General features: G+C 57.8%; 21 protein-coding genes and 1 pseudogene. 6 read left to right on the top strand and 16 right to left on the bottom strand.

Features of this window, described 5'->3' with window-relative positions:
• Positions 1-5 precede the first annotated feature (5 nt).
• Positions 6-806, bottom strand: a complete 801-nt coding sequence (locus GAO09_RS26575) for an alpha/beta fold hydrolase (protein WP_153359534.1) — start codon at positions 804-806, stop codon at positions 6-8.
• On the bottom strand, positions 781-1,383 hold the full coding sequence (locus GAO09_RS26580; RefSeq protein ID WP_153359536.1) for an amino acid synthesis family protein: 603 nt from the start codon (positions 1,381-1,383) through the stop codon (positions 781-783). The genes GAO09_RS26575 and GAO09_RS26580 overlap by 26 nt, the downstream gene beginning before the upstream one ends.
• Before the next feature lie 99 nt (positions 1,384-1,482).
• Here GAO09_RS26580 and GAO09_RS26585 point away from each other — a divergent pair, with 99 nt between their 5' ends.
• Positions 1,483-2,175: a GntR family transcriptional regulator gene (locus tag GAO09_RS26585; RefSeq protein WP_153359538.1), complete on the top strand. Its 693-nt coding sequence runs from the start codon at positions 1,483-1,485 to the stop codon at positions 2,173-2,175.
• A 200-nt stretch (positions 2,176-2,375) separates the two neighbouring features.
• Here the strand turns inward: GAO09_RS26585 and GAO09_RS26590 are convergent, their stop codons facing one another.
• Positions 2,376-3,587 carry an MFS transporter gene (locus GAO09_RS26590; protein ID WP_209018861.1) on the bottom strand — a complete coding sequence of 404 codons (1,212 nt, stop codon included), beginning with the start codon at positions 3,585-3,587 and terminating at the stop codon, positions 2,376-2,378.
• A 168-nt stretch (positions 3,588-3,755) separates the two neighbouring features.
• Between GAO09_RS26590 and GAO09_RS26595 the strand changes: the two genes are divergently transcribed.
• Complete coding sequence (locus GAO09_RS26595) at positions 3,756-4,307, top strand: TetR/AcrR family transcriptional regulator (protein WP_209018862.1); 552 nt, start codon at positions 3,756-3,758, stop codon at positions 4,305-4,307.
• A 384-nt stretch (positions 4,308-4,691) separates the two neighbouring features.
• Here GAO09_RS26595 and GAO09_RS26600 read toward each other — a convergent pair whose 3' ends face one another.
• The 6 genes from GAO09_RS26600 to tssI all read right to left on the bottom strand — a co-directional run bounded on the left by GAO09_RS26600 (position 4,692) and on the right by tssI (position 14,393).
• Positions 4,692-5,171, bottom strand: a complete 480-nt coding sequence (locus tag GAO09_RS26600) for a hypothetical protein (protein ID WP_153359542.1) — start codon at positions 5,169-5,171, stop codon at positions 4,692-4,694.
• Positions 5,172-5,202: 31 nt separating this feature from the next.
• The gene (locus GAO09_RS26605; RefSeq protein ID WP_153359544.1) at positions 5,203-5,619 is read right to left on the bottom strand and encodes a hypothetical protein; all 417 of its coding nucleotides are present in this window, start codon (positions 5,617-5,619) and stop codon (positions 5,203-5,205) included.
• Positions 5,620-5,622: 3 nt separating this feature from the next.
• The gene (locus tag GAO09_RS26610; protein ID WP_153359546.1) at positions 5,623-10,350 is read right to left on the bottom strand and encodes an RHS repeat-associated core domain-containing protein; all 4,728 of its coding nucleotides are present in this window, start codon (positions 10,348-10,350) and stop codon (positions 5,623-5,625) included.
• A 113-nt stretch (positions 10,351-10,463) separates the two neighbouring features.
• On the bottom strand, positions 10,464-10,883 hold the full coding sequence (locus GAO09_RS26615; protein WP_153359548.1) for a PAAR-like domain-containing protein: 420 nt from the start codon (positions 10,881-10,883) through the stop codon (positions 10,464-10,466).
• Complete coding sequence (locus GAO09_RS26620) at positions 10,880-12,025, bottom strand: DUF2169 family type VI secretion system accessory protein (RefSeq protein ID WP_153359550.1); 1,146 nt, start codon at positions 12,023-12,025, stop codon at positions 10,880-10,882. The genes GAO09_RS26615 and GAO09_RS26620 overlap by 4 nt, the downstream gene beginning before the upstream one ends.
• Positions 12,026-12,032: 7 nt before the next feature.
• Positions 12,033-14,393, bottom strand: a complete 2,361-nt coding sequence (gene tssI / locus GAO09_RS26625; protein ID WP_153359551.1) for a type VI secretion system tip protein TssI/VgrG — start codon at positions 14,391-14,393, stop codon at positions 12,033-12,035.
• A 297-nt stretch (positions 14,394-14,690) separates the two neighbouring features.
• On the opposite strand from tssI, the gene GAO09_RS26630 reads away from it, so the two are divergent.
• Complete coding sequence (locus tag GAO09_RS26630) at positions 14,691-15,614, top strand: AP2 domain-containing protein (RefSeq protein ID WP_153359553.1); 924 nt, start codon at positions 14,691-14,693, stop codon at positions 15,612-15,614.
• Between the two features lie 14 nt (positions 15,615-15,628).
• Here the strand turns inward: GAO09_RS26630 and traA are convergent.
• The 6 genes and pseudogenes from traA to GAO09_RS26660 form a co-directional block, all read right to left on the bottom strand.
• Positions 15,629-18,432 (bottom strand): annotated as a pseudogene (gene traA, locus GAO09_RS26635) (Ti-type conjugative transfer relaxase TraA).
• A 171-nt stretch (positions 18,433-18,603) separates the two neighbouring features.
• Positions 18,604-18,900, bottom strand: a complete 297-nt coding sequence (locus GAO09_RS26640; protein WP_338015107.1) for a helix-turn-helix domain-containing protein — start codon at positions 18,898-18,900, stop codon at positions 18,604-18,606.
• Positions 18,897-19,304 (bottom strand): type II toxin-antitoxin system RelE/ParE family toxin, encoded by a 408-nt coding sequence (locus GAO09_RS26645; protein ID WP_338015108.1) that lies wholly within the window; start codon positions 19,302-19,304, stop codon positions 18,897-18,899. Before GAO09_RS26645 ends, GAO09_RS26640 begins: the two co-directional genes overlap by 4 nt.
• 245 nt (positions 19,305-19,549) lie before the next feature.
• Positions 19,550-20,131, bottom strand: a complete 582-nt coding sequence (locus GAO09_RS26650; protein WP_235938520.1) for a helix-turn-helix domain-containing protein — start codon at positions 20,129-20,131, stop codon at positions 19,550-19,552.
• A 290-nt stretch (positions 20,132-20,421) separates the two neighbouring features.
• Positions 20,422-20,781 (bottom strand): hypothetical protein, encoded by a 360-nt coding sequence (locus GAO09_RS26655; protein ID WP_420796180.1) that lies wholly within the window; start codon positions 20,779-20,781, stop codon positions 20,422-20,424.
• A gap of 134 nt (positions 20,782-20,915) precedes the next feature.
• Complete coding sequence (locus GAO09_RS26660) at positions 20,916-21,338, bottom strand: secondary thiamine-phosphate synthase enzyme YjbQ (RefSeq protein ID WP_153359556.1); 423 nt, start codon at positions 21,336-21,338, stop codon at positions 20,916-20,918.
• A gap of 241 nt (positions 21,339-21,579) precedes the next feature.
• Between GAO09_RS26660 and GAO09_RS26665 the strand changes: the two genes are divergently transcribed.
• Positions 21,580-22,437: a polysaccharide deacetylase family protein gene (locus tag GAO09_RS26665; RefSeq protein ID WP_153359557.1), complete on the top strand. Its 858-nt coding sequence runs from the start codon at positions 21,580-21,582 to the stop codon at positions 22,435-22,437.
• On the opposite strand, the gene GAO09_RS26670 is transcribed toward GAO09_RS26665, so the two are convergent.
• On the bottom strand, positions 22,431-23,549 hold the full coding sequence (locus tag GAO09_RS26670) for a DUF930 domain-containing protein (RefSeq protein ID WP_209018863.1): 1,119 nt from the start codon (positions 23,547-23,549) through the stop codon (positions 22,431-22,433). The two genes, GAO09_RS26665 and GAO09_RS26670, sit on opposite strands and share 7 nt — an antisense overlap.
• 144 nt (positions 23,550-23,693) lie before the next feature.
• Between GAO09_RS26670 and GAO09_RS26675 the strand changes: the two genes are divergently transcribed.
• Both GAO09_RS26675 and GAO09_RS26680 read left to right on the top strand, forming a co-directional pair.
• Positions 23,694-24,263, top strand: a complete 570-nt coding sequence (locus GAO09_RS26675) for a TetR/AcrR family transcriptional regulator (RefSeq protein ID WP_153359560.1) — start codon at positions 23,694-23,696, stop codon at positions 24,261-24,263.
• Entirely contained in the window at positions 24,260-24,604 is a 345-nt protein-coding gene (locus GAO09_RS26680) for a DMT family transporter (protein WP_153359562.1), read from the top strand. The genes GAO09_RS26675 and GAO09_RS26680 overlap by 4 nt, the downstream gene beginning before the upstream one ends.
• Positions 24,605-24,606: the final 2 nt, after the last annotated feature.

Genomic DNA, 24,606 nt, shown 5'->3' on the forward strand with positions numbered 1-24,606 from the left:
CCTCCTTAAGTCGCCGGCTGCCAGGTGAGCCAGTCGGCCAGTGCCTCACTCACCTCCTCCGGCGCCGTGACATTGACCATATGTCGGTGGCCTTTGATGACGACCGCCCTTCCTTGAGGCGTCGCTCTGGCCATGTCTTCGGCCATTTCGGCCGTCGAATTCTTGTCGCCATCGCCCGTCAGGAACAAGGCCGGAGCTTTTACCCGCGGCCAGCTGTCCGAATAGACCGCATCGCCGGTGGCAAAGGCCCGATAGGCGGCGGCATATCCGCCGGGATCGACCTTTTGCAGCAGGTCATGCACGAGACGATAGGCTGCGCTATCCTTCTCGTCCGCCGAAAACCATCTTTCCAGCGGCGCTTCGCGATCGAAGGCGCCGGAAAAGATTTCGTCAGCACGCGCTTCCACTGCCTCGCGCGCTGTCGGCGTCCGTTTGTAGACGCCGTTCAGAAGAGCGACCCGACGGAGTTTTGTCGGCTTCGTCGCGGCAAATCCGGCGGCAATCAGGGCGCCCATCGAATGACCGGCAACACTGACTGCTTCCAATCCGAGTTCATCAACCAGTTCTGAAAACCAGGCGACGAAATTGGGCAATTCCGGCGGGGTATCCAGAGGCGCCGAAAACCCGTGGCCCGGAAGATCGACCGCGATGACGCGATGATCTTTCGAGAGCCGCTCGATCTGCGGCCCCCAGGCTTCGATGCGCATGCCGACACCGTGGATGAGGACGAGTGTCTCGCCGCCCTGCCCCTCGTCGATATAGGCCGCGCCGGAAGGCGTCTTAGACCGATGCAGGGTTTGCAACATCGTGGCCAAGCTCCTTGAGGTCCTGGTAGCGATCACCGATGCGATGATGCGGGCGACCACCGATCGAGGCACCGAGCGCGACGACGATTTCGTCGGCGGCAGGCGCATCCGGAATGGCGCACTGGATCGTCAGGTAATGCGAGCGACGGCCTTCGTCGTTCTTGTCCATCAGCGGGATCATGATCGGCGCATTGGCCGGACCGCGCGTATTGCAGAAGGCGAGATAGGATTTAGCGCCAACGGCGGTGCGGTAGTGATTGCCGAAACGCAGTGTGTGGATCAATGCGGAGCCATGCTCGATCTCGCCATCCAGACCGACGACGGCCGACTTGCCGTAAGCTTCGACCGCCTCGCCCGAACCGACAGTGTCGATAATCATCTTGGTGAGCAGTTCGCCGAGAACCGGAGCGACTTCGTGAATTTCCGGCTTCAGGTTTTCGACATAGCCACGGCCAGCCCACGGATTCTTCACCACAGCCAGAGCCGCAATCAGCTTCAGCGGCGTTGCCGCTTCCTTGCCGCCCTCAACGAGCGTCGTCTCGATCTGCAGAAATGTTTTGCGGATCACCGGTGCCATGGAATGCCTCCCTGCAATTTCATCTGCCTGTATGATGGTATACCATAAGACCGAATGTCAAGCGCTTGCCGGAATCATTTTTTGACGATAAAAGGAGACATGATCAAAAACGCCGACCCAATTGCCGCTCTGCGCATCGAAACTCCGCCCGCAACCCTGCGTGAAATGGCCCTAGAGCGCATGCGCCGCGCCATTATCAGCGGCGTGTTCGAGCCGGGAACCAGGCTGGTGGAGCGTACACTTTGCGATCAGCTGGGCGTTTCACGATCAGTGATCCGGGAAGTTATTCGCCATCTGGAGGCCGAAGGTCTGGTCGAAATGCTGGCCAAGCAGGGACCGATCGTTGCCCGACTGGAGTGGGATGACGCGCGGCAAATTTACGAGATCCGTGCAGCCCTTGAATCGACCGCTGTTGCTGATTGCGCACGCGTGGCCGATGAAAAAGTGAAGGCGGAACTGCGCCAGTCGCTCAACGAGCTGGACCGCACATCCCAGCAGAATTCGCCGCTGGGCATTCTCGATGCCACGACGAGTTTCTATCGCACGATATTCCACGCTGGCGGACATACAATTGCGTGGGACATCGTCACTCGCCTTAACAGCCGCATCTCGCGATTACGCGTCATGACCCTCTCGACACCAAATCGCACCACATCCGGCCCCAGCCAGATCCGTGAAATATTTGCACGCATCGAGAAGAATGAACCCGAGGCTGCGGCCGCGGCCTGCCGCGCACATGTTAAAGCAGCTGCGGCGATTGCCGAGAGCATTATCGGTGTCGACGTTACCTGATGCTCTCAAGGGGGATTGGACCGACAGCCCGAAGAATGCCGATGGTGGTATTGGCAGCACGTTTAAGCACTTGAACGGAATCGAACCGCTGACCCGTTGTTACTATGCGCCAATGGGAGACATGGCTCCGCATTTCGGTCGCGGTCGTGTTTCGGCCCCATCGCTGCAACGATAGGACCGATCCATGTCTTCGTGAAGCGTCAGTGTCCCCCCACCTTTGCGTCGGAGGTGCGTGCACCCGGAGTAAATCCGCGCGCCTGTCCGGACCAGGCGATCAAAAGGGCGATGATCAGCAGAACGGTCAGCGCCCATGGAAACGCTGTGGGTCCATAGGCATCCAAAAGAACACCGCCCATGATTCCGCCGCCTGCGATGGCTCCATTCCAGGCGACGACGTTCATTGACAGTGCAACATCTGCACCATCACCCGCGGTGTCTGCCAGGGCGGTTTGCAAGAGCGTTGCGGCGCCGCCGAATGTCAGGCCCCAAATGGCAACGCCACCATATATCGACCAAAACGACATCGAAACGATCCCGAAAAGCAGAGATACCAGTGCAAAGGCGGCCAGACTGGTCAACACGGTTACTCGCAGGAGACGGTCGACCAGCTTTCCCGCCACCCAGATGCCGACGAGCGCAGCCAATCCAAATACCAAGAGAACAAGGTCGACCCGATCCTGCATCCCCGCCGACTGAACGAAGGGCGCGATATAGGTATAAAGGATGTTGTGAGCGAGCATCCATGCAACGACAACGGCAAGGACGGGTCGAACGCCGGGGGTCGAAAATACGCGAGGCAGGGGCAGTCGATCACCCTTCTTCTGGCCTGGGTAGTCCGGCACTTTCATCACGACCCAACCGATCAGGACCAATGTCAATATCGACATGATCCAAAAAGCGGTTCGCCAGCCGACCTGCGCACCAAGCCATGTCCCCATCGGCACGCCAAGCGACAGCGCGATCGGCGTTCCTACCATAGCGATCGCCATCGCCTTGCCCTGTTGATGTGCAGGGACCATGCGTCGTGCATAGCCTGCCAAAAGGCTCCAGGCCAAACCAGCGGCGACGCCGGCAAAGAAACGTGCGACCAAGGTTAGCGTGTAGTTGGACGAAATCGCTGTCACAGAGTTGAAGATCAAAAACCCAATGATGGTGGACAGCAGGACTGTCCTGCGCCGCCAACTGCTTGTGGCAATGGTCAAAGGGATCGCCGCGAGCAGCGAACCGAGGGCGTAGACAGTCACCATCTGGCCAGCAAGGGATGGAGAAACGCCCAGACCCTCAGTGATCTGTGGCAGTAGCCCAGCGGGGAGCGTCTCTGTGAGAATGCAAATAAAGCCAGTCATCGCCAGTGCGAGTAACCCAGCAACAGGCAATCGTTGGGCGTCGTTTTCAGATCCGGTCGTTTTCATTGATTTGATGAACCTTGATATGTGTATCGAGCGATCCAGATATCGATATCAAACACCCTTGGCAAGATATTCTGGATCGAATAGTACAGAATAAATTCACGGAGGCACGTTATGGCTCGAACGGGGCGACCAAGGGCGTTTGACAGAGACAAGGCACTGGATGCCGCGATGATCCTATTCTGGGAGCAGGGCTATGAGCCGACCTCTCTCAATCAACTGAAAGCCGCGATGGGAGACATTTCTCCAGCAAGTTTTTATGCGGCCTTCGGGTCTAAGGAAGCCCTCTTCGACGAGGTCGTCCTGCGCTATCAGGCCTCCTACGGGCGCGTAACTGCAAGCCTAAAAAATGAGGCTCTGCCACCACGCGAAGCTATCGAGACGGCTCTGAGGCTTTCAGCAAGGATGCAAACCGACAAGACGCACCCGCCAGGATGCTTGATGATCTTGGGGGCCAACAACTGTGCGCCCGAAAATCGTCACGTAGATGATGTGCTCGCAGCTGACCGGATGCGAAATCGTGGGGGCATCGAAACCTGCATCAGGCGTGCGGTCGATGCAGGCGAGCTTGTCAGCACCACGAATGTACGTGGGTTGGCGACCCTGTTTCATACCTTTCTGATGGGTATCGCATTTGAAGCACGGGACGGTGCTGATGGCGGCGATATCAACGAAGCTGTGACAGCACTGATGCAGATATGGGATCTGCACATGGCGATGTGAGAGTGGCCTGGGCAAAGGGGCCGTACTGGATGACTGCTTCGGGGCGACTGCAAACCAATTGGGTTTAGCTAAGCTTTTGAAGGGAATTGAACCTTCGACCAATGGCCCATTTCTGCTAAACATCAGATAATGCGTTGCATTTAGAGGGACGAAATGCTGGCGGTAGGCTGGCTATGGAACTGTAATGCTTATCGATGGCTATAAGAGTGCGGGCGATCTTGGGCTAAAGTAAAGCCGGGGTGCCGTCAGCATAAAGCGGTGCCGTCTCGGCGATGACATCGCCATCCCATAAATATGCCTCGCCGTGCGGGGTGGAGCGTGTCCTGTCCACGGCTCTGCGGTCGCGCGTTGACGCAGCGTCTCCACGGTCGCCGGCCGGTGATTTCATAATTCATAGGACTTCGCCAGCAACAGAAGATCCTCTGTAACCGGATCGTCGCCATAGCCTGCGGCAGAAAGCGCCTGAAAGGACTGGACGAAAAATGAGTTACATGCCGCGAACAACTCTGCGCGGCTATACTCTCCAGAAAACCCCAGGTAATCAATATAAATAAAACTTCCTTTGGTTTTGCAATTAAATAGAGATCCTCCTTCGAAATAGTAAGATAAAGATTTATTTTCCCTTACAGAACGAAGCATGCGATCGAAGCAGTCTGAAGCTCCTATATACAAAATGTACATCTGTCTATTATGTAAAATTCCAGACATTTTTCCATTATCTGAAAATTGTATAAATCCAAGTGAATACGGATCAACTTCGTCGCTAATAGACTTGATGGAGATCATCTTCTTACCTGCTTCTGAGATCGGAAACATCGATCGAGCGCATTTTTTCTGCTCCCTCTGCGGATAACAGATCGCCATGGCAGAATATTACCTACACTCACGCCCTAACTCATTTATCTTTGGTGGAGAGCGGGGTGTCTCTGTCCTTGAAAAATTCGTCGTAGATGCGATTAAAAAGGTACTTGAGCGCGCCTTCGTCCTCCGGCAACCCAAAAAGGTAGGCTGCTGCTTCATTCAAATCATCTACATCTTCTACGCTTGGTGGGTTTTCAATAAGGAATTCAAGAGCTTCTTTGTGCATTTTAAAAGATGCTTGGTTCATAACTTGCATGTGCGGGATGACAAACATCTCAATGATTTTATCGATAATTGCATAGCTATCACTACTCTTCTCGAGCTCTTGAAAGTATTGGTATATGTAATCCTCGTCGTAATTACTGATTGCTGTAATATACATGGCGCTATGAGCGCTGTATGCATCCCGTTTTTCCAATTCTTGCTCCAAATCTGCGGTCGATAGATTCATTTTTCATTTCAATGGGAATATTGTCATCAAGTTCCCGCTCGGGTCAAAATACGCCCGCACGGTGTCCGACGTAAAGTATTGCGTGCCACCTTTAAGATATCCTTCGCCCATCGGTCGCCCCATAGGGATATCAATGCGTCCTTGTGGGTTTTGCTTATACATTGCGATTGCTCGCTTGGCCGCATCCAACTGGTCTGAATGGGTGTAAAAACGAGAAGAGGGCACTGGCTTTCCAACCTTCTTATCTGGCGTGAATCCTGTCTGGGCCCGGATCTGCTGGTCTTTCAATGTCGTCTGTGCACCATGGCGATCCAGAAAATGCGAGTCTGGTCCCTGCTGCGTTTGTAGCGCATCCAACTCTTGAAGGACCTGACACTTTGCAAGCCCCAGCGGGTCCATCCAGGCGGTCGGTCCATCGACATAGCCCTGAGGCCGGACGCCACCCTCCAGGCCGATCGGGTCCGGCGAGAGATATTGTCCGGCGTCGGGGTCATAGACGCGGTGACGGTTGTAGCAGAGACCGCTCTCCGCATCCTGCCACTGCCCCGGAAAACCGATCGGGCAAAGTGCGTCGCCGGCCTCATGATCCCCGTCATCTTTGGCTGCAATCCCCGCTATCTGCCTGGCGCGCGTGCCGCCCCAGAGCCAGTGCGCTCGGGACCAGATCCGTTCTCCCGTCCCGTCGTAAAGCTCGCGCGGCGTGCCGAGAGGATCGGTGACGACGTGATGAACGCCCTCGGCACTCTGGCGGGCCAGCGGGCGAAAGCCGCCGGGCTCGTAGTGCCAGGAGACTGCGGCTTCCCAGGCCGGGGTGCCGTCAGCATAAAGCGGTGCCGCCTCGGCGATGACATCGCCATCCCACAAATACGCCTCGCCGTGCTGGGCGGGGCGTGTCCCGCCCACCTTACCGACGCCTTTGACGGGTTGACCCTGCGCTCGCGCGTTGTCGCAGCGTTTCCACAGTCGCCGGCCGAACGGATCGCTGCCATAGCGCCAGCGCGCACCTTCCGGCGTATCGCACCAGATGAGGCGGTCGAGGGCGTTCCAGCCAAACCGCCAGACTTTTGGGCGAAAGCCGTTCCGCTCCACCCGCCGCTCGATCACCCTGCCCTGATCGTCATGGGTCAGCAGAATGCGCTTGCCGGCCGGCCCACGCGCAGCCCTTACCTTGCCTCCGGCACTCCTCAGCCACGGCGAGAGCGAACGGCCTTCCGGCTCACCCGCCAACGCCGTGTCGGAGGCGGCCACATCATGCGCCGCGTCATATTCGAACCGCTCGATCTCGACCCGCTCGCCAGCGAGACCGAAGAAGCCCGCGGCAAGATCCTGTGGCGACGGCAACCCCTCGCCATGGCGGGCCTCGCTCACCTGGCCATTGTTATCATAGCTGTAGCGCGTACCGCCCCATAACGGATCGCTGACGCTCAAGGGCTCGAAAGCCTTGTTCCAGCCGTATTGCCGCTCGAAGGGTGCTGCTCCTCGCGTGGCAACACTTTGTCGGGTTAGCTGGCCTGCAGTGTCGAACACCTGGCGCAGGGCAAAATCACCTGCGATCCGCCCGGTCTCACGGCCAAGCGCGTCGCGCTGGAAGGCAATTGCCTCCGTGAGTCCGGCATTAGCGTCAGAACCGCCGCCCGACAGGGTCAATTCGCTCAAAGCGCCAAGTGGATCATAGGCATAGGCGGCGAGTGAGCCACCAATCCGACGCTCGGTACGGCGGCCAAGAGCGTCGTAGCCGTGCTCCACAACGCGCCCGTTGACCTCTTCCGTCACGATCCGACCAGCCTCATCACGGGTGAATCGAACCGTCGCCTCCTCGTTGTCGGCGCCCAACAGTCGGCCTGCGCCGTCATAGGAGAAGCGTTCGCGAGTCTGCGGCGGATGCATGTCCGAGGCCTCCCCCGGCTGATAACCACAACGTTCAGTCAGAAGGCCAGCCGCGTCATAGGCGAAGGTGACGCAGGATCCGTCACCATTGGTCTGCCGGATCACTCGGCCCGCCACATCACGCTCGTAGCGGATCGTACGCTCGTCGAAATCAGTCTCTGCAATAACCCGCCCGGCCGCGTCGCGTTCATAGGTGAACCGCCGTCCATTCGCATTGTCGATACGAACGAGATCGCCACGCACATCGTAGGTGAGCGACAGCTTGCCGCCGAGCGGGTCCGTTACCGAGAGAAGCTGATCGAAAGGACCGTAGGCATATTGAGTCACCCGCCCTTCGCCATCGGTCACATCGACGGTCTCGCCCTCGCTGTCGAACCGGCGGCTGAGGGTGACGCCGTCAGGCCGGACAACTTGTGCCGGCGTATCGAAAGGCGCGCCGTTCGTCTCGCTATAGGCGTAGGTGGTGCGCGTGCCCAGCGGATCGATCACACTGGTTACACGACCGAACGGATCGTCGCGCCGCAGTCGCGTCACGCCACCGGCGGCATCGATGATCGCAATCAGCCGGTGGCGGGCATCATACTCGCACCGCTCGGTGGTTCCATCCGGCCTAAGGGTCGCAGCCAACCTGCCCGCTGTCGTCCAATCATGACGCGTGATCGCGCCGTTGGGATCGATTGCTTCTATGACCCGCCCAGCGTCGTCGCGGGTGAAACGCCAGCCGTCGCCGGCACCGGCAAGAGAGACCGCCTGCAATCGCCCCGGCCCGTCCCAGCGCAACCGCGTTCTGCGCCCCTCCGCATCTATGAGTTCGGAAAGATTTCCGTCGATATCCCACGCATAACGTGTCGTGTGCCCCAGTGGGTCAACTGTCGCCGTGCGATAGTGCCCGGCGTAACTGTGGCGTATCTCGTTGCCGAGCGCATCGGTCTCGGCCAGGATGTTTTCGTCAGCGTCGTAGTCGGAGCGCTCCGCGGTATCTCCGCCGCCCGCACGATAATGAGTGCGCCGCGTTGCGGGATCGTATGAAAAGCAATCGTTATGGAAAGGTCCGTTCGTTTCGGTTTTCAGTACCCGGCCGGCATCATCGTAAATGAGCTCGAGCCTGGATCTGCCAGTCGAATCCCGCCACGTCATTAGTCGGCCGGCATCGTCGTAGGTGTAGGTCACGGTGAACGAGGCGGTGCAATCCGCCTGAGTCATGTTACCGGAAGTATCATAGGTGTAAGTGACGAGCCGCTTCTGGGCACCGCCCTCCTCCAGCGTTATAGCTGTTCGCTGCCCGTCGCCATTGTTATCGAAAACAAGCTTGAAACCATCAGAATGCGCGGCGCTTTCAAGAAGGTCTTCGCGCCGCTCCAAGACAATCGTGTTGCCGCTCGCATCTTCGATCGCCACAAGGCGATATATCTTGTCCTTGCCCTGTTCAAACGAGCGCACCGTTTGTCCGTCATCAAGCTTCAGCTTCTTCAGCCAAGGCGCTGTCAAACTCAGATGGCGATATTTCGCATTTTGAGAAGCTGCAAAGCCAAATGGACGGCGGAAAACAATACGACGCCCTTCGCCATCTCGGAAAAGAAGCTTGTTATCGTTGCGAACCTCAAATGTCTGGTCAAAGACGCAGGTTCTATTGCGACCAAGTGGGCCGAGCGTATCGCGCATGTGCCCATAGTGACGGCGCAGATCTAGCTGGATCGTACCGTTGAGGTAGAATTCTGGAAAATTTTCGACATATTCACCACGCGTGACGATAACCGGTTCACCACTCTTCTTGGGCTCCTGCGGATCGGCTTCAACCTCTTCGGGATCTTTGTCACGCTTTGTCCTGTCACCGTCACCATTGGGCTTCTCCGGCTTGGCGGCACGTGCCTTGGCAGCTTCCTCCGCCGAAATCAGCCCCTGTCGCTCCAGCATATCGATTTCGTCAGGTGTCGCTTTGGCAAGAAAATCGTCCAGAGCGCCACCCTCGCGCATTCCCTTGACAGGGCCATCCCATTTGCCGGTTTTTCGCGCGTCGGAGACGACTTTGCTGCTCAGTTCTTCTATTCGGCCGACCCGGCTTGCAAGCTTTGCCGTCTTGCTCAAGGTGGTAATAGCCTTGGCCGCCCATTCTTCTGGGCCGGCAACGAGCATTCCGAGGCGGGCTGTACCTGTACCAAGGGCCTCGCCGTAATCGCCTTGTGACCACGATTGCGAGATATCTTGCCAGAGAATAGATGGATCATCGATAACGGCTTCTAGCCCCTCAACCGTGTCGGTCGCTACGGCTGCGGTGCGATCGAATTTTGGGAGCCACCCTGGAAGTTGCTTTCCGCTGGTGCTTTCGTAATGGGACGCAACCCAAGCGGGAACACTGGTATTGTAACCCACAGTACCAAGTAACTTCGCAGTGTCCCAAACCGTTGTGACGAACTCGACGGCAGCACCCTTGACAAATCCCCATCCATGCTTGCTGGCAAAAACCATACCGTCCCAGAGGCCAGAGTCCTGATTAACTCCCTCAGGCGTCGCTGCAGGTGAGACGACTACTTTGCCTATGGCATTTGCCGTCTGCTTACTCTCATGCGGGTTACTGCCTGTGCGACTTTTTACTTTCTGTCGCGCGGTCTTTGCTGCTTCTTCTTTATCCGCTTTATCGATCAGAGCCTTTTCAAGATCCGTATTGGTGAAAAAAACGAAATTCCCATCCCAGCCCGGGGTGCCGGTGGGAGGCTTCAGGAAAAAATTGGCGCCAGATCGGTGAAAGATTTGTGAACCTGCTGGAATACTCGGGCTGTTCAGAAGGCCGATACTATTAGCCGTTTCGGTCACGTTCGTATGATATATATCGACCTTGGCCGCCATAAAAAATCCCTTGTTCCGGACCCGACGTGAATGACAGGGGCTAACTATTTTGGGCTATGAACTTTATTCGCGAGATATGCTGCAAGAGCACCGTTATGATAATTATTGAGCGTTCAATCGTCCCAAACTGATTTTACGATCAGAGTTTCAAGTGCTCTTTGAGGTTCGATAGGACCAATATCTGCGTGATTCATCCAGGCGGGATCCTTGTCGCGGACCACGGCCCAGCCATTCGCGAACACCGAAGAGGAGGCGGTCTTCACATGCGAGTATTTCAAGTGTCCCGGAACCACGACACCTTTGCCCGTACCCGGCTCATGTCCGGTGATTTTTCGCGAGCGCGTATTTAGCTGAAAGTCCAGACGCTTGTTGTTGCGGACGTCGTCCGACAAACGCTTCGATGGGTCCAGAAAAGCAACACAGGTATAGGCAACCGGTACCATTTTGTCGCCGATCGGCGTCCAACACACGTCAGGACCTGTTGTGACCATTATGTTGACTCCATCGCGTCGACCGGATGTCTTGTCGCTCATGAGCTCGCCCCGTGCGTTTGTATTTGTTCTTGCGCCGCCGAAGCGGTCTGTACGGATGTCGCAAAGCCGCACCGGATCTCGATCGGTGCATTTGGATCGAAGATAGCTCGCCACGACAGGAACACACGATGTTCGTCCGGATCTGGATTGGTGATGTCAATGACAAGCGTATCGAGGTTCATGAGCACAGGCGGCTCTGCACCGCCGGTGGTGACCGCCTGAATCATGAGCTGATGTCCCGGCAGACGGATAGTGCGCTGCCCGGCGAAATCGAGGCCGTCCAGGTCAATCACCTCGTCCCCATTTAAGAACCCCGGATAGATCAAATCCGGATGAGCACTGTTATGGTACGAGAAGTCATAATCATCAGGCCAGTTCGGCCAAACGTGTTCTTTCCAGTTCTCGTCAAATGTGCCGCCGAATTTGCGACGTGGTAGCCATGCCGGCGGTATTGGGCCGAGCCCCTCCGGCGCATATCGCACCGCCGCATCCTGGATCGGGAGATCTTCTGCCTCGATCTGTGGCGCCTTGCGAGGACCATCGACCACTGGCATTTCCGTCTCGATCAGGCCGCAGCCAATTGGATTGCGTTCTTCGATTTCTCCCGTGATGCCTGCATCATCGTCTTTGGGTCGAAAGCCACCATAAGCATGCTCGAATTGCAGCGGAACCTCCGACACGGGAGACGGATCCGTAAGCCGCCAGCCCTTAAACACTTTCATTCGCTGGACGCCGTCAAGATCGGCAAGCACGTGATCCGGAACCGAAAATGTTGGCATCCATTGACGCGGACCTGTAACGCGCAATCGCTTTTCGAGGCGGTGTTCACCAGTCACAGCCACACCGCACTTCCAGGATGTCAGGGGCTTTCCGTCTGGCGCGCGCGCAATAGCGTTGACAATAACGTCGGCCCTCGGCTTCAGCGGCGCAAGGTCGGATGGAATTTGCAGAGATGACACATTCACGGCCCCGCAATATCGATCGGAGAGGACGAGGGGTGCCTGCTCGTCGGCAATTGTCAAAATGCCGTCCTTGCCGATTTCATAAGTGCCCTTGACGACAAGAACCCCGAATTCGGTGCCCCTGCTATCCGAGTTGTAAAAACGGAAATTTACAAACGGTGTGTTGTTGAAGAGTTGCATAGGCGGCTCAGTTGTTGTCTACGATGTCGCCGGTGACCTGAACATGTTCGGCGCCTTCAACGAAAATGTTCAGGCCCTTCAAGACAATTGTTCCGTCATTCTTCATCAGAAGAGATGACTTCCCCACCTCAATCAGCAATTCCTCGCCAACAACGACGCGTTTGGCCTTACCGACATTTTCGATCGCAGTTTGTCCGACATTGACGACCTTGCTGACACCCACCTGTTCCGTCGACCCGAGACCCGTGGCATTGTGCTGAAAGCGAGAAACCGTGGTTGACATCACACCGCCCAGTCCACCCAGAATTTGACTCGCCATGCCGGCGAGTTCACTTCCAGCGCTTGCCATTCCGGCGCCGCCACCAGAGACCATCGATGACGCGCTCGCGTTGTTAATTCCGCCACGTGAACCGTCAATCACCGCTCCCAGTAGACCGCCGACCGCGCCGCTTCCGATGATCTGGCCAGCAAGATTGGCCAGCTGACTGAGTTCTCCCCCGCCGCCGGTGAGCGCACTCGTATCAACGGGGCTCCCCTTGTTTCCTGCGGCCTGCAAGGCACTCATGGCAAGCTGCATTGCCTGTCCGAGAAGCGCTTGGGTCTGCACGGACTGGCCAGACATTGCCATCTGCAGTCCCGCATTTGCGGCACCGCCGACGGCTCCGATCGTGGTCGAGCTAGACCCACCGATTTGCTGAGCTTGATTGCCCGACACTTCTGATGCCGCGTGTGCGCCGACACTCATCACGTGATTGGCATCGATTCGGCTTGTCTGGTTGTTGAGAACTTTCTGGGTCAAATCCTTTTGAGCATGCAGAAAAACATTCTCCGCTCCGGCTGCATCCTCAAAGGAAAGTTCGTTAAACTGGGTCGGCATTCCTGACTTATGCGTATTCGTGCGCAAAACGCTTTTTGTCTTATGGGCGGGTAGGTCATACGGCACTTTTTGTTTTGGATTCGGCACCACTCCTGTCACCAAGGGACGATCTGGATCACCATCCACATAGGCGATCATTACTTCCATGCCGATGCGCGGAATGACCTGCGAACCCCAGGTGGAACCGCCCCAGTTCTGCGCCACGCGCACCCAGCAGGTGTCGGAACCATCTTTCTTGGCCTTACGGTCCCACGGGAACCACACCTTGATGCGGCCGTACTGGTCCGGATGGATCTCTTCGCCTTCGGGACCGGCAACGATCGCCACCTGCGCGCCCTCGATACGCGGACGTTTGGTTTCCCGGTGCGGTGTCATCGGCACGCGGGAGGGTACGGCTTCGAACTCGTTGCGGTATTCCGGTTCGTTGCTGTTGGTCTCGTAAGAGCGGTCCACCACCGTCTGGATCGACTTGATGATCACGTGCTCTTCATAGGCATGGTCAGGATGCGCGACTTCGTAGGGCGTAAAACGGCGGCCGGTTTCAATAATGCGGCTGGTGGAGGCACCGAACACGCGGTCATGATCCGCTTCCGACGCCTGCGACCGCAGTTTTTGCGCACGTTCGGCTTCGGCAACAGAGGAAATGCGGGCCGGGTATTCATAAAGCTCACGCTTGGTGGCATCCGGCATCTGCACCAGAGATGGCGTCATCGTGCCCGGTACCATACGCGGGGTCTCGAAATTCCAGTCGGCGCCGGCGCGCTGACCCGGCACATAGGAGAAACGGCGTGCCCATTCGTTGATGTGGTTGCGGTCGGACGAGCCTTGCGCCAGACGCACCCTGCCCTCGCCCTGTGCCGAGGCTGATGGGCCGAGCCAGCCATTGGCGGTATCAGCCACATGCAGCTTGTGTTTTCCGTCCTCATGGCTGAACCAGTAGAACAGACCGTCCTCTTCAAAACGGCGGCAGAGATAGTCGTAGTCTCGCTCGTTAAACTGAACCGAATAATGTTGTTTTGGCGGAGCTGTGATCACGCCGGATGTGTCCGGCGCGGGAATGCCATGTTCGGAAAACAGGATTTCGGCGATCTCGACAGAGCTTTTATCCATCCAGATGCGGCAGTCGGAACGACGGGTCAGCAGCCACATCTGCGGGCGCAACACCATGGCATAGGAGCGTAGGCCACGGGTGATCGGCGGGCCTTCGTTGAGTTCTGTGACAAGGCCATTAAACGGGCGGCGGATAGCTGAACCTGCCTCGCCATCACCCTGCTGTACCTCGACCGAAACATCCAGCAGGCGGCCGATCAGTTCTTCCGGTTTGATCTGGGCTTTCTTGGTGCGGGCGACGAGGTGGATCGCAAACATCGACGATATACCCTCCTCGATCGTCACGCGCTCGGCAAGAAGCTGGTCTTCGCCGAGCGGCGAGGCGATCTTGAGAATGCGGCTCGCCTGGATGAAATCGGCGGCGGAAGATGCATTGTCCATGGTCGGCTCCGGCAAATCCTAAAGGAAAAAACGCCATCCGAAAAATGTCGGACAGCGTGCAGAAATAGAAGCTCTTCTTGTGAAGGGGAAAATATGGCGCAAGCGCGACGGGTCAACCGGAAATAGGCGGCATTTTTAAATAGGGTGTTTTTACGGGAATTTCACGACGCAGACCATATTGAGGCCGGTCAGCATTCGGGCGTATGACAATCCCTGGAATGACCGGCAATATGATAAGGTTCGTTTTCTGCCTATGGTCGGTAACGAACATGGTGAAGCAGACAGGCAGGCGAACGATTGGCTTCGGAAAAGAGTGACAGAAAGACAAAGGGCGATCCTGCAGACGACGCCGAAACCTACGCGCTGACCCGCGAGGAACCAAACGAACGACGCGGTGGCGGCTGGACGGTGGCGCTGCGCCGGCGTGGCAAGAAAATCGTTCGGTTGTTCAAGAACAGCATCTACGGATCGTCCGATGCCGCCTATGCCCAGGCGCGCGCCTATCGCGATGCAATCATTACCGCCCTGCCCCCGCCGACCAATCTCGAACAGGCGGTCAAGATCCGCAAGAACAACAAGAGCGGCATCTCCGGTGTGCGCCGGGTCGAGACCGAAGAGGGAGACGTCTGGCAAGCCACACTGATGACCAATGAGGGTCAGAAGAAAGAAAGCTTCTCCATCGGTCGGTATGGTGAGGAAGCCGCCAAGTCGATGGCGATCGCGCAGCGCATGCGTTGGCTGAAGGCGCTGCCGGTCAAACATCTGGCCTATGCCCGTCATGCCGAAGAGATCACGCGTCAGAATTTTGACCACCAGCTTGATGTTGTTGCCGATGTGGCGCCTCAGGTGCAGATTAGCGAGGAGGAGGTCGTTGCGCGCATCGCCAAGATCAATGCCCGCTTTGATGCCTACCGCCCTCCCCGTCTGAAAGTGCGTGTCAAAAGCTATGGGCCGGCACGGCTGGCGGTCGCTGTCTCCGATGGCGGTTCTCCGGCCAAACGCAAGTTGGCACACGTCAACACGGCAAAAATGATGCACGGTGGAGCGCTTGCCGCTGCCGGTAGGGTTCGCGAGGTCGTCGAAGAAATCTACAATGCCGACGTTGCCCGCTGGTTTGCAAAGAAGCATGGCAACGCGCTGCTGGCGCCGGAGAGCTTTGATCCTACGGTCGGCTTCAATGTCACCGTCTGGGTGCCGGACAGGCTTCTCCATCGAGCGTGAAGCAGTTGCCTTAATCAAAGCCCTAATTTTAAACCTTTGCTGAGCTTTCGCGTCAAATCGTACTGCCGAGACAACTCCTGCAGCTGCGCACGATCGGCAATACGTGCCACGTCGACAACCCGGTGAATGCGGTCGACAAGATCCGGGCCTAAACGCTCAGCATTCTTGGCCAGATCCTGCGGATCAGGCCAACCAAACCGCTTCTGCAGCGCCGATGCAATGCTTCCCGCTTCATCCAGTGCCAGCCTCCCTTCCGGCGTCTCGACAATTTTTGCCAAGAACGCGTTCTTTTCCTCATAAGGCTTCGCATCGAGCTCGCTGAGGATGCGCTCGCTGAGTGGTGTAAGCCCCGGCACCTCAATGGCGTCCTGCTTTTCCCGTTTCCAGGTCTCGCTCTTCAGCTCTCGATCAAGATGGCGTTCCCAAGCCTCGACGGCGTAGCCGACATGAACGCCCAGCGCACCGGCATAATGACGGGCGGCCTTACGCTGTGTGTTGTCGCCAAACATGCCGGTCTTGCCGAGGAGCGGCCCAAACTGTTCCGGCACTTCCGCGGTGGCACGGCCGAGCAATTTGATGTCGACCTCCTGCCCGATGATCCTCGATTTCAGGACAGCGGCCACACCGAACGGATGAGCGTAAACGTTGCGGGCCACCTGCCGCACCGCCTCCATGTCCTGTTCCAGATATGGCATTGCTTTGGCTCGGGCCACCTCCTCGACTGTCTTGGCATGAGTGACCGCCGGCACCAGCGGCTCGACCTTCTCGACGCCGGCATTCGCCTCGCGATCCAGTGACGGCTCCAGCCGCACATCGATCTCGCTGTGCGTCATATTCTCGAGCAGGCCGCGTCGATCGGCAAACGCCCTGGTGTAATCCAGCGTCGTTTCCTTGGCCCTTGAGCGGCCAAGCGTGGCGCCGAGCGCCTTCGTATCCTTCAGCTCGTCCTGCCCCGCATAGAGACGGACCTGGTCGCGATGACGGGTCATGGCGACGTAGGTGAGATGCCGATCCATCGTCGCCGATGCCATGACGAACGCCCTATCGACCGTCGCGCCCTGCGATTTGTGGATAGTAGTCGCATAGGCATGGTCAAAGGCCTGGTAACTTTTGATGGGTAGAGTGACGTCACGGGTCGTGTTCAGCCCGTTGCCGTCGAACCGCATTTGTATTGCGTTTGGCTCGACGGCCAAGACCGTTCCCAACATGCCGTTCTTCACAGCAAGGTCGCGATTATTTTCCAGAAGGACGATGCGATCACCAGGCGCGAACCCACGCTCGCCGTCATTCGTTTGGTAAGTGCGCTCTGCACCCAGCTTTTTATCCTGCCCCGGCTGCCCGCCCTCTCCTCGCGCCAGCTTGCCCTTCTCCTGCAGAGCTTCGCGGATGTCGGCATTGATCGCCCTGACATCGACGCGGCGATGCGCCAATGCTATGCGTGAACCGGTCGGACGCTGATCGAGATCGGCGAGATAATCGGACACAAGTTCTCCGCGTGCCGCATCCCGATCGGCAAGGAACCGCACGTCACCGCGCTCGGCGTATTTCTCCAGCCCCTCTTGCGTCCGATGGGTGGCAAACGCCGTTGACGCCACCCGCTGCCATTCCTGCTTCTGTCGACGGATTTCCGAAAGCTCGACAGCACCAACCCGCTCGACGATCGCCCGGAATGGCGAGCCGGCATTGATCGCCTGCAGCTGTTCATGATCACCAACCAGAACCAGCTTGGCGCCCTTCTCTTTGATCTCGCCGACGAACAGCGCCAATTGCCGGCTGCTGACCATGCCGGCCTCATCAATAACAAAGATATCCTGCGGGCCAAGCTCGCCCCTGTCCCGCTGCCAGCCGTAGTCCCATGAGGCCAATGTGCGTGAGGCAATGCCGGACGATTCCTCCAGGCCTTCGGCCGCCTTGCCGGCGAGTGCAGCACCATGGACGCGATACCCCTGACGCTCCCAAGCATCACGCGCCGCCGCCAGCATGGTGGACTTGCCAGCACCGGCAAAGCCAACAACGGCGGCGATCTGCTCTGGTCCGGTGATATGCTCGATGGCGGCACGCTGCTCCTGGATCAATCCGGCAGCGGAGACGTGGCGTTCGCGATCCTGTTCGGGCATGCGTCCATCGTTCACGCTCTGTTGAAGCGACGCGACGACACCCGCCTTGATTGCGTCATCCTGTACGCCCAGAGCGGCCGCGACGTTTTCAGCGTTGACGCCATGGCGTTGTGCACCCCCCATCTCAGATGCGCGCGACGCCATGGTGTGTTCGATCTCCACCATCTCCTCGTCGAATAGCGCGCCAGTTCGCAATCCTGTTCCGGCCGCAACTCGACCAGTGCCGGCGACGCCATGACGGCGGCAAAGGCATTCTGGAATTCCAGACCATCGTCGATGTAGCGATGCAGCGTGCGCGCCACGTCGTGCCGGTCGAACACGCTCTTTTCTCCGGTGATCAGTGTCAGCGCCTGCTCCGGCTTTTCCCGGATCAGTGCCGCGTTCTTCTTCGCAGCCTCTGCCTCTTTACGGGCGCGCGACACGCCGAGGCCGCGCCGATCCATCTGCGAGGCATGCACGCCCATATGCTCGGTCGGTTCGATCTCCAGGCCACGCTCCTGGTGCGAGCGATGATCGACGCGGATATCAAGACCGGACCGCGCCAGTTCGCGGTTGGCGTGGATCTCCCAGCTTTGGCGGATATCGCGCAACTGCATATGAGAGGTTGGCTGATTGTTGTTGAGCAACCATTTGTTCTCGCGCTCGATGGGAGAATTGGTACTGACTGACAGACGTTTACGCGTCTTTTGCGATCGCCGGATTTCTTTTTTCCTTTGCTCTACCCTTCGATTTCATGGCGCTTCAGAAACGACGGTTGGAGCAAGAGATTAAGTGGCGGACGCGAAATCGTTAATGATTCTCGACGGTGTCGTAAGATTAATCCTTTTCGATGCCGATAATCGCCCAGTACGATGCGATCGGCAGCTGGAAACTCAACTGGCCGTCAAAGCGCGTGCAACTGCCTCTGGTTCTTTGTCGATGACGGTCAGCAGAATCCGAGACGGAGCATCCACCTGCGTCCTACCCTGTTCCCAATCTCTGATCCGACCAATCGAGAATCCATAGCGCGTGGCGAATGCATGCTGAGAAAGCTTTTGGCGACGACGGATTCCCCTGACATCTACGGCCTCAGGTATATGGACGACATAAGTCTCTCCACTCGCTTCGCCAGCCGCGAAAGCCAGAGCTTCACGAGCACCTTGAAGAAGCCTAGATTTTGAATTGCTCACCTGTGTCTCCTTGTCTGTTCTGCCCTACGCTCGGCATTCTGCCTCCACAGTTGCGGTAGCGCGGTCAAAATCTCTCTCAGCTCGTTACGTTCGGCTCTAGACAGATTTGCCTGACTCCCCTTGCCGTAAATATCCAACAGGAAGACCGGGATATTTTCATCGGCATAAAAGGTGACCACCCGGAACCCGCCACTTTTGCCTTTGCCACGGCCAGCAAACCGCAGCTTTCGCGCCCCTCCCGTTCCGGGCATGATATCGCCCGCGTCGGGATTTTCCGCCAGATAACTAACAATCGCGGCTCGCTCGTCCTCGGCAAGGCCTTCGTCTTTGGCAGAGGCAAGATAAGCGAGAGTTTCGATAACTGGGTGCATACAACATATACGGAATAGCCGTACTTTTGTCAAGATAAAGTACGGGTGATCCGCACCTCCGTTTTAACCGCAAAAATGAAAATGACCGTTCATCAACAAGGACGATTAGGACGCCTTACGCTGTTGGCTTGATCCAACGTGTGTCTCGCAGCGGCCCTAGTCACGGCGTTGAAAAAAAGCAATCAAGCTGTGCACCACGTCGCTTCCCTCATCAGGTGGCCAGTAGCCCGGCACGTCAAACCCGGACCTCCCCTTTCGCGGTTGCCCCACCAACGGCCTCAAGCGATGGGAGGCAATGACGCCGCAGCCAGGCGCGCCAAAGCTCGACCTGCCTCACCTTGCGCTCGTCCAAGAATACGAGGGGGACGACGCGACGCGACGCGCGGCGGAGCGTCCTCGCGCGGGTTAGGTTTATATATTTTTTCTTTCTCTGGGTTTGGTGGACATATCTGTCCCCCTTCGCCAGACACATCTGACCGCCTTTCCAGACGGTTCTGACCGCCTTCACCTAGGTAAAGGGTGACAACTTTGTCCGTCTTTTTGCGGGCGTCCGATGCGCGTAAAATCGACACCGCAGAGGGACGATATTCCGTGTTGTGCCCGATGCCATTCCCGCGCCGGATCTCGAACCAGTCACTGGTCTCAAGCTCACGGATGGCGCGCTGAATGGTCTTGACGCTCTTGCCGGTCGCTTCGGCAATCGTTTGATAGGACGGCCACGCCTTCCCGGTGTGGCCGTTCAAATGCGTGGTGACGATGTAAAGCGCTACAGACCGCGCGTTATCGCTCAAATCCTTGTCGCAGCTGAGTTGTTGAAGCCATTGCAGCTTCACGTCCCGGAATGCTCGTGGGGTGCCCATCAGCGGCTCCCCCTACTCTGCCACAGAGCCGAGAAAAATCGGGCAGATCGCTTCAGAAAATGTGGGACAAGGCTTTTGCTAAGCCATTGATTTGCATGGGGCTGGATTTCGACCCATAGCCCTACTAACGGATTGAAATAATTCGAATTCGGCAGTCCCTCCGGGTCTACCAATTTCCCCATAAAAAAAGCCGCCCTTCGCCAGTCGGGGAGACGGAAACGAAGAGCGGCGACATTCCATCAACGGGCGACGGAGATGGAATTTCTTGATCACCGAACGTTATCGGCGGATCACCGGGCAACCGCGTTCATTCGCGAAGACGATACGGTCACGACCGCGGCGGTCAAAACCTTCGACCACGACGACACGCCGCGACACATCGACAACGCGGGCACGGCGAAGACCCATGCGGCTTGCCTTTTCTTCCGCCAGCCAAGAATCGCAGCGATCACGGCGCGGCGGTGGGCCGCGAAAATCGCGTGGCGGCGGTCCGTCACGCCAGTCACGCGGCGGCGGGCCGCGGTCACGGTCGTGATACTGAACATAGATGCCGTAATCCGGCCTGCAGCAGCGGCGCCGGTCAGCGTCGCGCCGAACGAAGTCAAAGCGACCAAGGCTGCTAGACCAGCCTTCACAACGATATGGGTCACGTTTCTCTCCAAAATCAAACGGCTCCGGCAATCCGGAGTTGGGTGCAGATTATGAAGCAACACCTGAACAGGTTCCGAAGGCAACGTTCATCTGTCGTTCAGCTAGAAATTCAGCGGATGCCAAACGCACCAAATCACGCACTCAGATGCAGAACCACCTGCCGGCGATGCGGACGATCACGATGCTCGAACAGATAGATGCCCTGCCACGTCCCCAGAACCAGATGACCGCCCGACACCGGCACGCCGATCGAAACCGCCGTCAATGCCGCCTTGATATGAGCAGGCATATCGTCTTCACCCTCCGTCGTATGACTTATCCAGCGCATGGAAGGGTCGCTAGATGGTGGTGCGAGGCGGCGAAAAAATTCCTTCAGATCATGCTGTACGTCCGGATCGGCATTTTCCTGGATGAGAAGCGAACAGGATGTGTGTTGGACAAACATCGTCAACAGACCTTCAGTCATGCCGCTATTGCGAACGAAGGCCTGCACCTCATCTGTAAACTCATACAGTCCCTGGCCGTGAGTGGACAGGCTGATGATCGTCTGGGGCATTCGTATATTCCTTTCCGCATGACTGCATTTCGGTGCTTATGGTATGCTGAGTGCCAGCGTAAAGCGGCGTCTCATCTCGGCGCCAGACAGCTATTGGCCAGCAACATCACGAACGAGCTGGCTTATAGGCCACACTGCCGCAGATTTGGCTTCTCATTGCGCCGGATGGACTGTGTGCCGATGGCTTTTCAGCGCCGCTCGCCGTAAGGCGACATAACTCCTCTCGACGGGTTCAATTGCGATGCCACACGCCCATCTCATCCTTTCCGCTTCCCTGCTGATGGCAACAGGTGCCATTGCCAATGACGCGCCTTCTCTACCGGATCCGGCACGGTCGTCAGGCCTTGCCCCGGCAAAACCGGCAATAGCAGCACATGCAGGCGCTGCCAGAGCAAAGGCTGCGACACTGGTGGAACCACAATTGCGTGTCGCCCGGTCCAACGCCGCCGGGCGCCCGCGGGTTGCCCTCACCTTCGATGCCTGCATGGGAAAGACGGATGATCGTATCCTTTCGGTCCTGGTGTCCGAGCGCATTCCAGCCACCATATTCGTCACGGCACGCTGGTTGCGCTCCAACCCCCAGGCCGTGACAATCCTTAGACAGAATGCGGATCTTTTCGAGGTCGAAAATCACGGACAGAACCATATCCCGGCCGTCGACGTTCCGGCGTCAATTTATGGCATAGCGGCGGCAGGCTCCACCGATGCCGTGCGGCAAGAGGTGGCCGGCGGTGCCGATGCCATGCGGGAAGCAGGTATTGCGCCGCCGCACTGGTTCCGCGGCTCCACCGCCAAATACGACGCCTCCGCCATCCGCCAGATCCGCACCATGGGATACAAGATTGCCGGTTATTCGCTGAATGGCGACGGAGGCTCGATGCTTGGCGCAGCAGTCGCGGAAAGAAAAATTGCCGCAGCAAGAGATGGCGACGTGGTGATTGCCCATATCAACCAGCCGACGCATACGGCCGGCGAAGGCGTGGCGCGCGCCCTTCTGACACTGAAGAAACGTGGCGTCGAATTCGTGAAGCTGCAGGATGTCGAACAGACCGGCGACCACGACACCACTCGCAACATTGCAACGGCCATCGGTCAGTAGCTAGGAAAACCGCGCTTTCGCCATTCGCTTTTCGGAATGGCTTTGCCGACCTTGTACGCAAACGAAACCACCTTCATTGCCCCCTTGTCGACCTCGCAGCGAAGACTGACATCATACCAGCGCCCATCGGCGCTGAAAGCCGTCTGCACATCGATGACATTGCCGCTTTCGAGTGTCGGCTTGGGAAGCCGCGCAGGATGATAGGCGGGCGATCCACGCACCAACTGTTCGCCCAGTTCGGTATTGCAAAGCGCGCCGGCTCGATCACCACGAGACATCTGCTTCATCGCCTCTATGACGAACGGATTATCGGCAGCGTGGCTTGAGTAAAGACGTTTGGCCTGTGTCAGGCCGGCTGGCTTGGCGGCCCGCGCACCGTCGGCTGGCTGAATTGCCTGTTCGTCAGCCTTTTTTTCTGCCGTTGCAGTCGCCGCCGCAATCTCGGTATTGACGGCCGGATTACCCGCGGCCGGCATAGGCGTCCCGGCGGCATCCGCTACGGGTGCACCCAGCCCAACCTCCGGCACGGCAATCTCCGGCACAGATGCACCGGAAGGCCCATTTCCATCGTCGCTTTGTGGTTTTTCTTGCGCTGCGGCATCCCGCGACGCGGAACCCGGTTGTTTCCCAGACCCGTGCGCAGAATTTTCGCTGTCGGTCTCTGCCCGCTTCGTCGCAGCCTCATCCCTGTCGGATTCGCCATTCTCCGCACGCTTCGGGCCGGCGTCTTTTTCTCCGATTTGAAAGACGGGTCTAAAATCTTCAAGTGGCGTCGCTGGCGACGATCGTTCCGGCTCAGCGGGCGCTTCAGCCGGTGGCGGCTGTTGAGCCTGTTCCTGCTGTTTTTCGGTCGGCGGAGGTGGCGGCTGTTGTTCTGCCTGTTGCGGAGATTTTTCGACAGGCGGAGGCAACGCTTCTTTCTGTTCCTCCTGCCCTGCTGCTTTTTCAGGATTGGCCTGCTCGGATTTCGCCTGCTCCGGCGGCGGCACAATCTCCACGCTGACGGTCTCCTCGGCCTCCGGTTTGGGAAGATCGAACGGAATACCGATAAGAATAATGAACGCTATGATGGCGTGAATCAGGAATGAGGCAGGAATACCCCAGGTCCACATGCCTTTCCGTTTCGCATCATCATCCGTCATTCCGCCGATGTAGGATGGAAACCGGGCCTGAGCGAGTCCCCTGCCGATCAAAAGCAACTGAACAAGCAGTTTTCAGCCACTTGCAAACAAACCGACCATACGGTATGTTTATTCATGTCCAAAGCTCACAGACGCGAAAAACAACCGGACGCGGTACGCCGCTCCCTTCTCGATCAGGCGGCACGCCATGCCGCGGAAGACGGTCTCGGCGCCATCACGCTACAGTCGGTGGCCGATGCGGCGCATGTCACCAAGGGCGGCCTTCTGCACCACTTCCCCAGCAAGCAGGCGCTGATCGAAGCGGTCTTCGAGGACCTGCTCACAACGCTCGATGACGAGATCGACCGCCTGATGGATGCCGATAGCGTTGCGCAAGGCAGCTTTACCCGCGCCTATGTCGCCGCGTTTTTCGAAGTTGCCAGAGACGGCGACGCCAGCCCATGGGCGGCGCTATCGGTGTCCTGCATGACCGACGCAAAACTGCGCGCGCGCTGGTCGCAATGGATGCACGAACGACTGGAGCGTCACACGGCAACAGACAGCACTCCGCATCTGGCGATCGCACGCTATGCCGCCGACGGCATCTGGCTCGCCAACCTGACGGAAATATCCGGACTTCCTGCCGGCGAACTCGACCGGTTGCACGATCAGATCAAGACAATGACATCCACGGTAAAGCCATGAACCCTGCACTCCTCACCTACGGCTCGCTTGCCATCGCCATCGCGCTCGAAGTTATCGGCACGACGCTTCTGCAGCAGAGCCAGCAGTTTACCCGGCTCCTGCCGACGCTCGGCATGGCGCTGTGTTACGGCGCCGCCTTCTATCTTCTGTCGATCGTGCTCAGAACCATCCCGGTTGGCATTGCCTACGGCATCTGGAGCGGGCTCGGCATCGTTCTGGTGTCGGCGGTCGGCGTATTCCTGTTCAAACAAACGCTGGATCTGGCCGCCATCCTGGGCCTTGGTCTGATCATTGCGGGTGTGGTGGTGGTCAACGTGTTTTCGAGCAGCGTTTCGCATTGATT

Origin of the sequence: Endobacterium cereale (assembly GCF_009617585.1) — a bacterium.
Classification (GTDB): Bacteria; Pseudomonadota; Alphaproteobacteria; order Rhizobiales; family Rhizobiaceae; genus Neorhizobium; species Neorhizobium cereale.

Bases quoted from the DNA above. Each gene is read 5' to 3' on its own strand.
- GAO09_RS26575 (WP_153359534.1), bottom strand. From the start codon at position 806: ATGTTGCAAACCCTGCATCGGTCTAAGACGCCTTCCGGCGCGGCCTAT.
- GAO09_RS26580 (WP_153359536.1), bottom strand. From the start codon at position 1,383: ATGGCACCGGTGATCCGCAAAACATTTCTGCAGATCGAGACGACGCTC.
- GAO09_RS26585 (WP_153359538.1), top strand. From the start codon at position 1,483: ATGATCAAAAACGCCGACCCAATTGCCGCTCTGCGCATCGAAACTCCG.
- GAO09_RS26590 (WP_209018861.1), bottom strand. From the start codon at position 3,587: ATGAAAACGACCGGATCTGAAAACGACGCCCAACGATTGCCTGTTGCT.
- GAO09_RS26595 (WP_209018862.1), top strand. From the start codon at position 3,756: ATGATCCTATTCTGGGAGCAGGGCTATGAGCCGACCTCTCTCAATCAA.
- GAO09_RS26600 (WP_153359542.1), bottom strand. From the start codon at position 5,171: ATGGCGATCTGTTATCCGCAGAGGGAGCAGAAAAAATGCGCTCGATCG.
- GAO09_RS26605 (WP_153359544.1), bottom strand. From the start codon at position 5,619: ATGAATCTATCGACCGCAGATTTGGAGCAAGAATTGGAAAAACGGGAT.
- GAO09_RS26610 (WP_153359546.1), bottom strand. From the start codon at position 10,350: ATGGCGGCCAAGGTCGATATATATCATACGAACGTGACCGAAACGGCT.
- GAO09_RS26615 (WP_153359548.1), bottom strand. From the start codon at position 10,883: ATGAGCGACAAGACATCCGGTCGACGCGATGGAGTCAACATAATGGTC.
- GAO09_RS26620 (WP_153359550.1), bottom strand. From the start codon at position 12,025: ATGCAACTCTTCAACAACACACCGTTTGTAAATTTCCGTTTTTACAAC.
- tssI (WP_153359551.1), bottom strand. From the start codon at position 14,393: ATGGACAATGCATCTTCCGCCGCCGATTTCATCCAGGCGAGCCGCATT.
- GAO09_RS26650 (WP_235938520.1), bottom strand. From the start codon at position 20,131: ATGGGCACCCCACGAGCATTCCGGGACGTGAAGCTGCAATGGCTTCAA.
- GAO09_RS26660 (WP_153359556.1), bottom strand. From the start codon at position 21,338: ATGCCCCAGACGATCATCAGCCTGTCCACTCACGGCCAGGGACTGTAT.
- GAO09_RS26665 (WP_153359557.1), top strand. From the start codon at position 21,580: ATGCCACACGCCCATCTCATCCTTTCCGCTTCCCTGCTGATGGCAACA.
- GAO09_RS26670 (WP_209018863.1), bottom strand. From the start codon at position 23,549: ATGTGGACCTGGGGTATTCCTGCCTCATTCCTGATTCACGCCATCATA.
- GAO09_RS26675 (WP_153359560.1), top strand. From the start codon at position 23,694: ATGTCCAAAGCTCACAGACGCGAAAAACAACCGGACGCGGTACGCCGC.
- GAO09_RS26680 (WP_153359562.1), top strand. From the start codon at position 24,260: ATGAACCCTGCACTCCTCACCTACGGCTCGCTTGCCATCGCCATCGCG.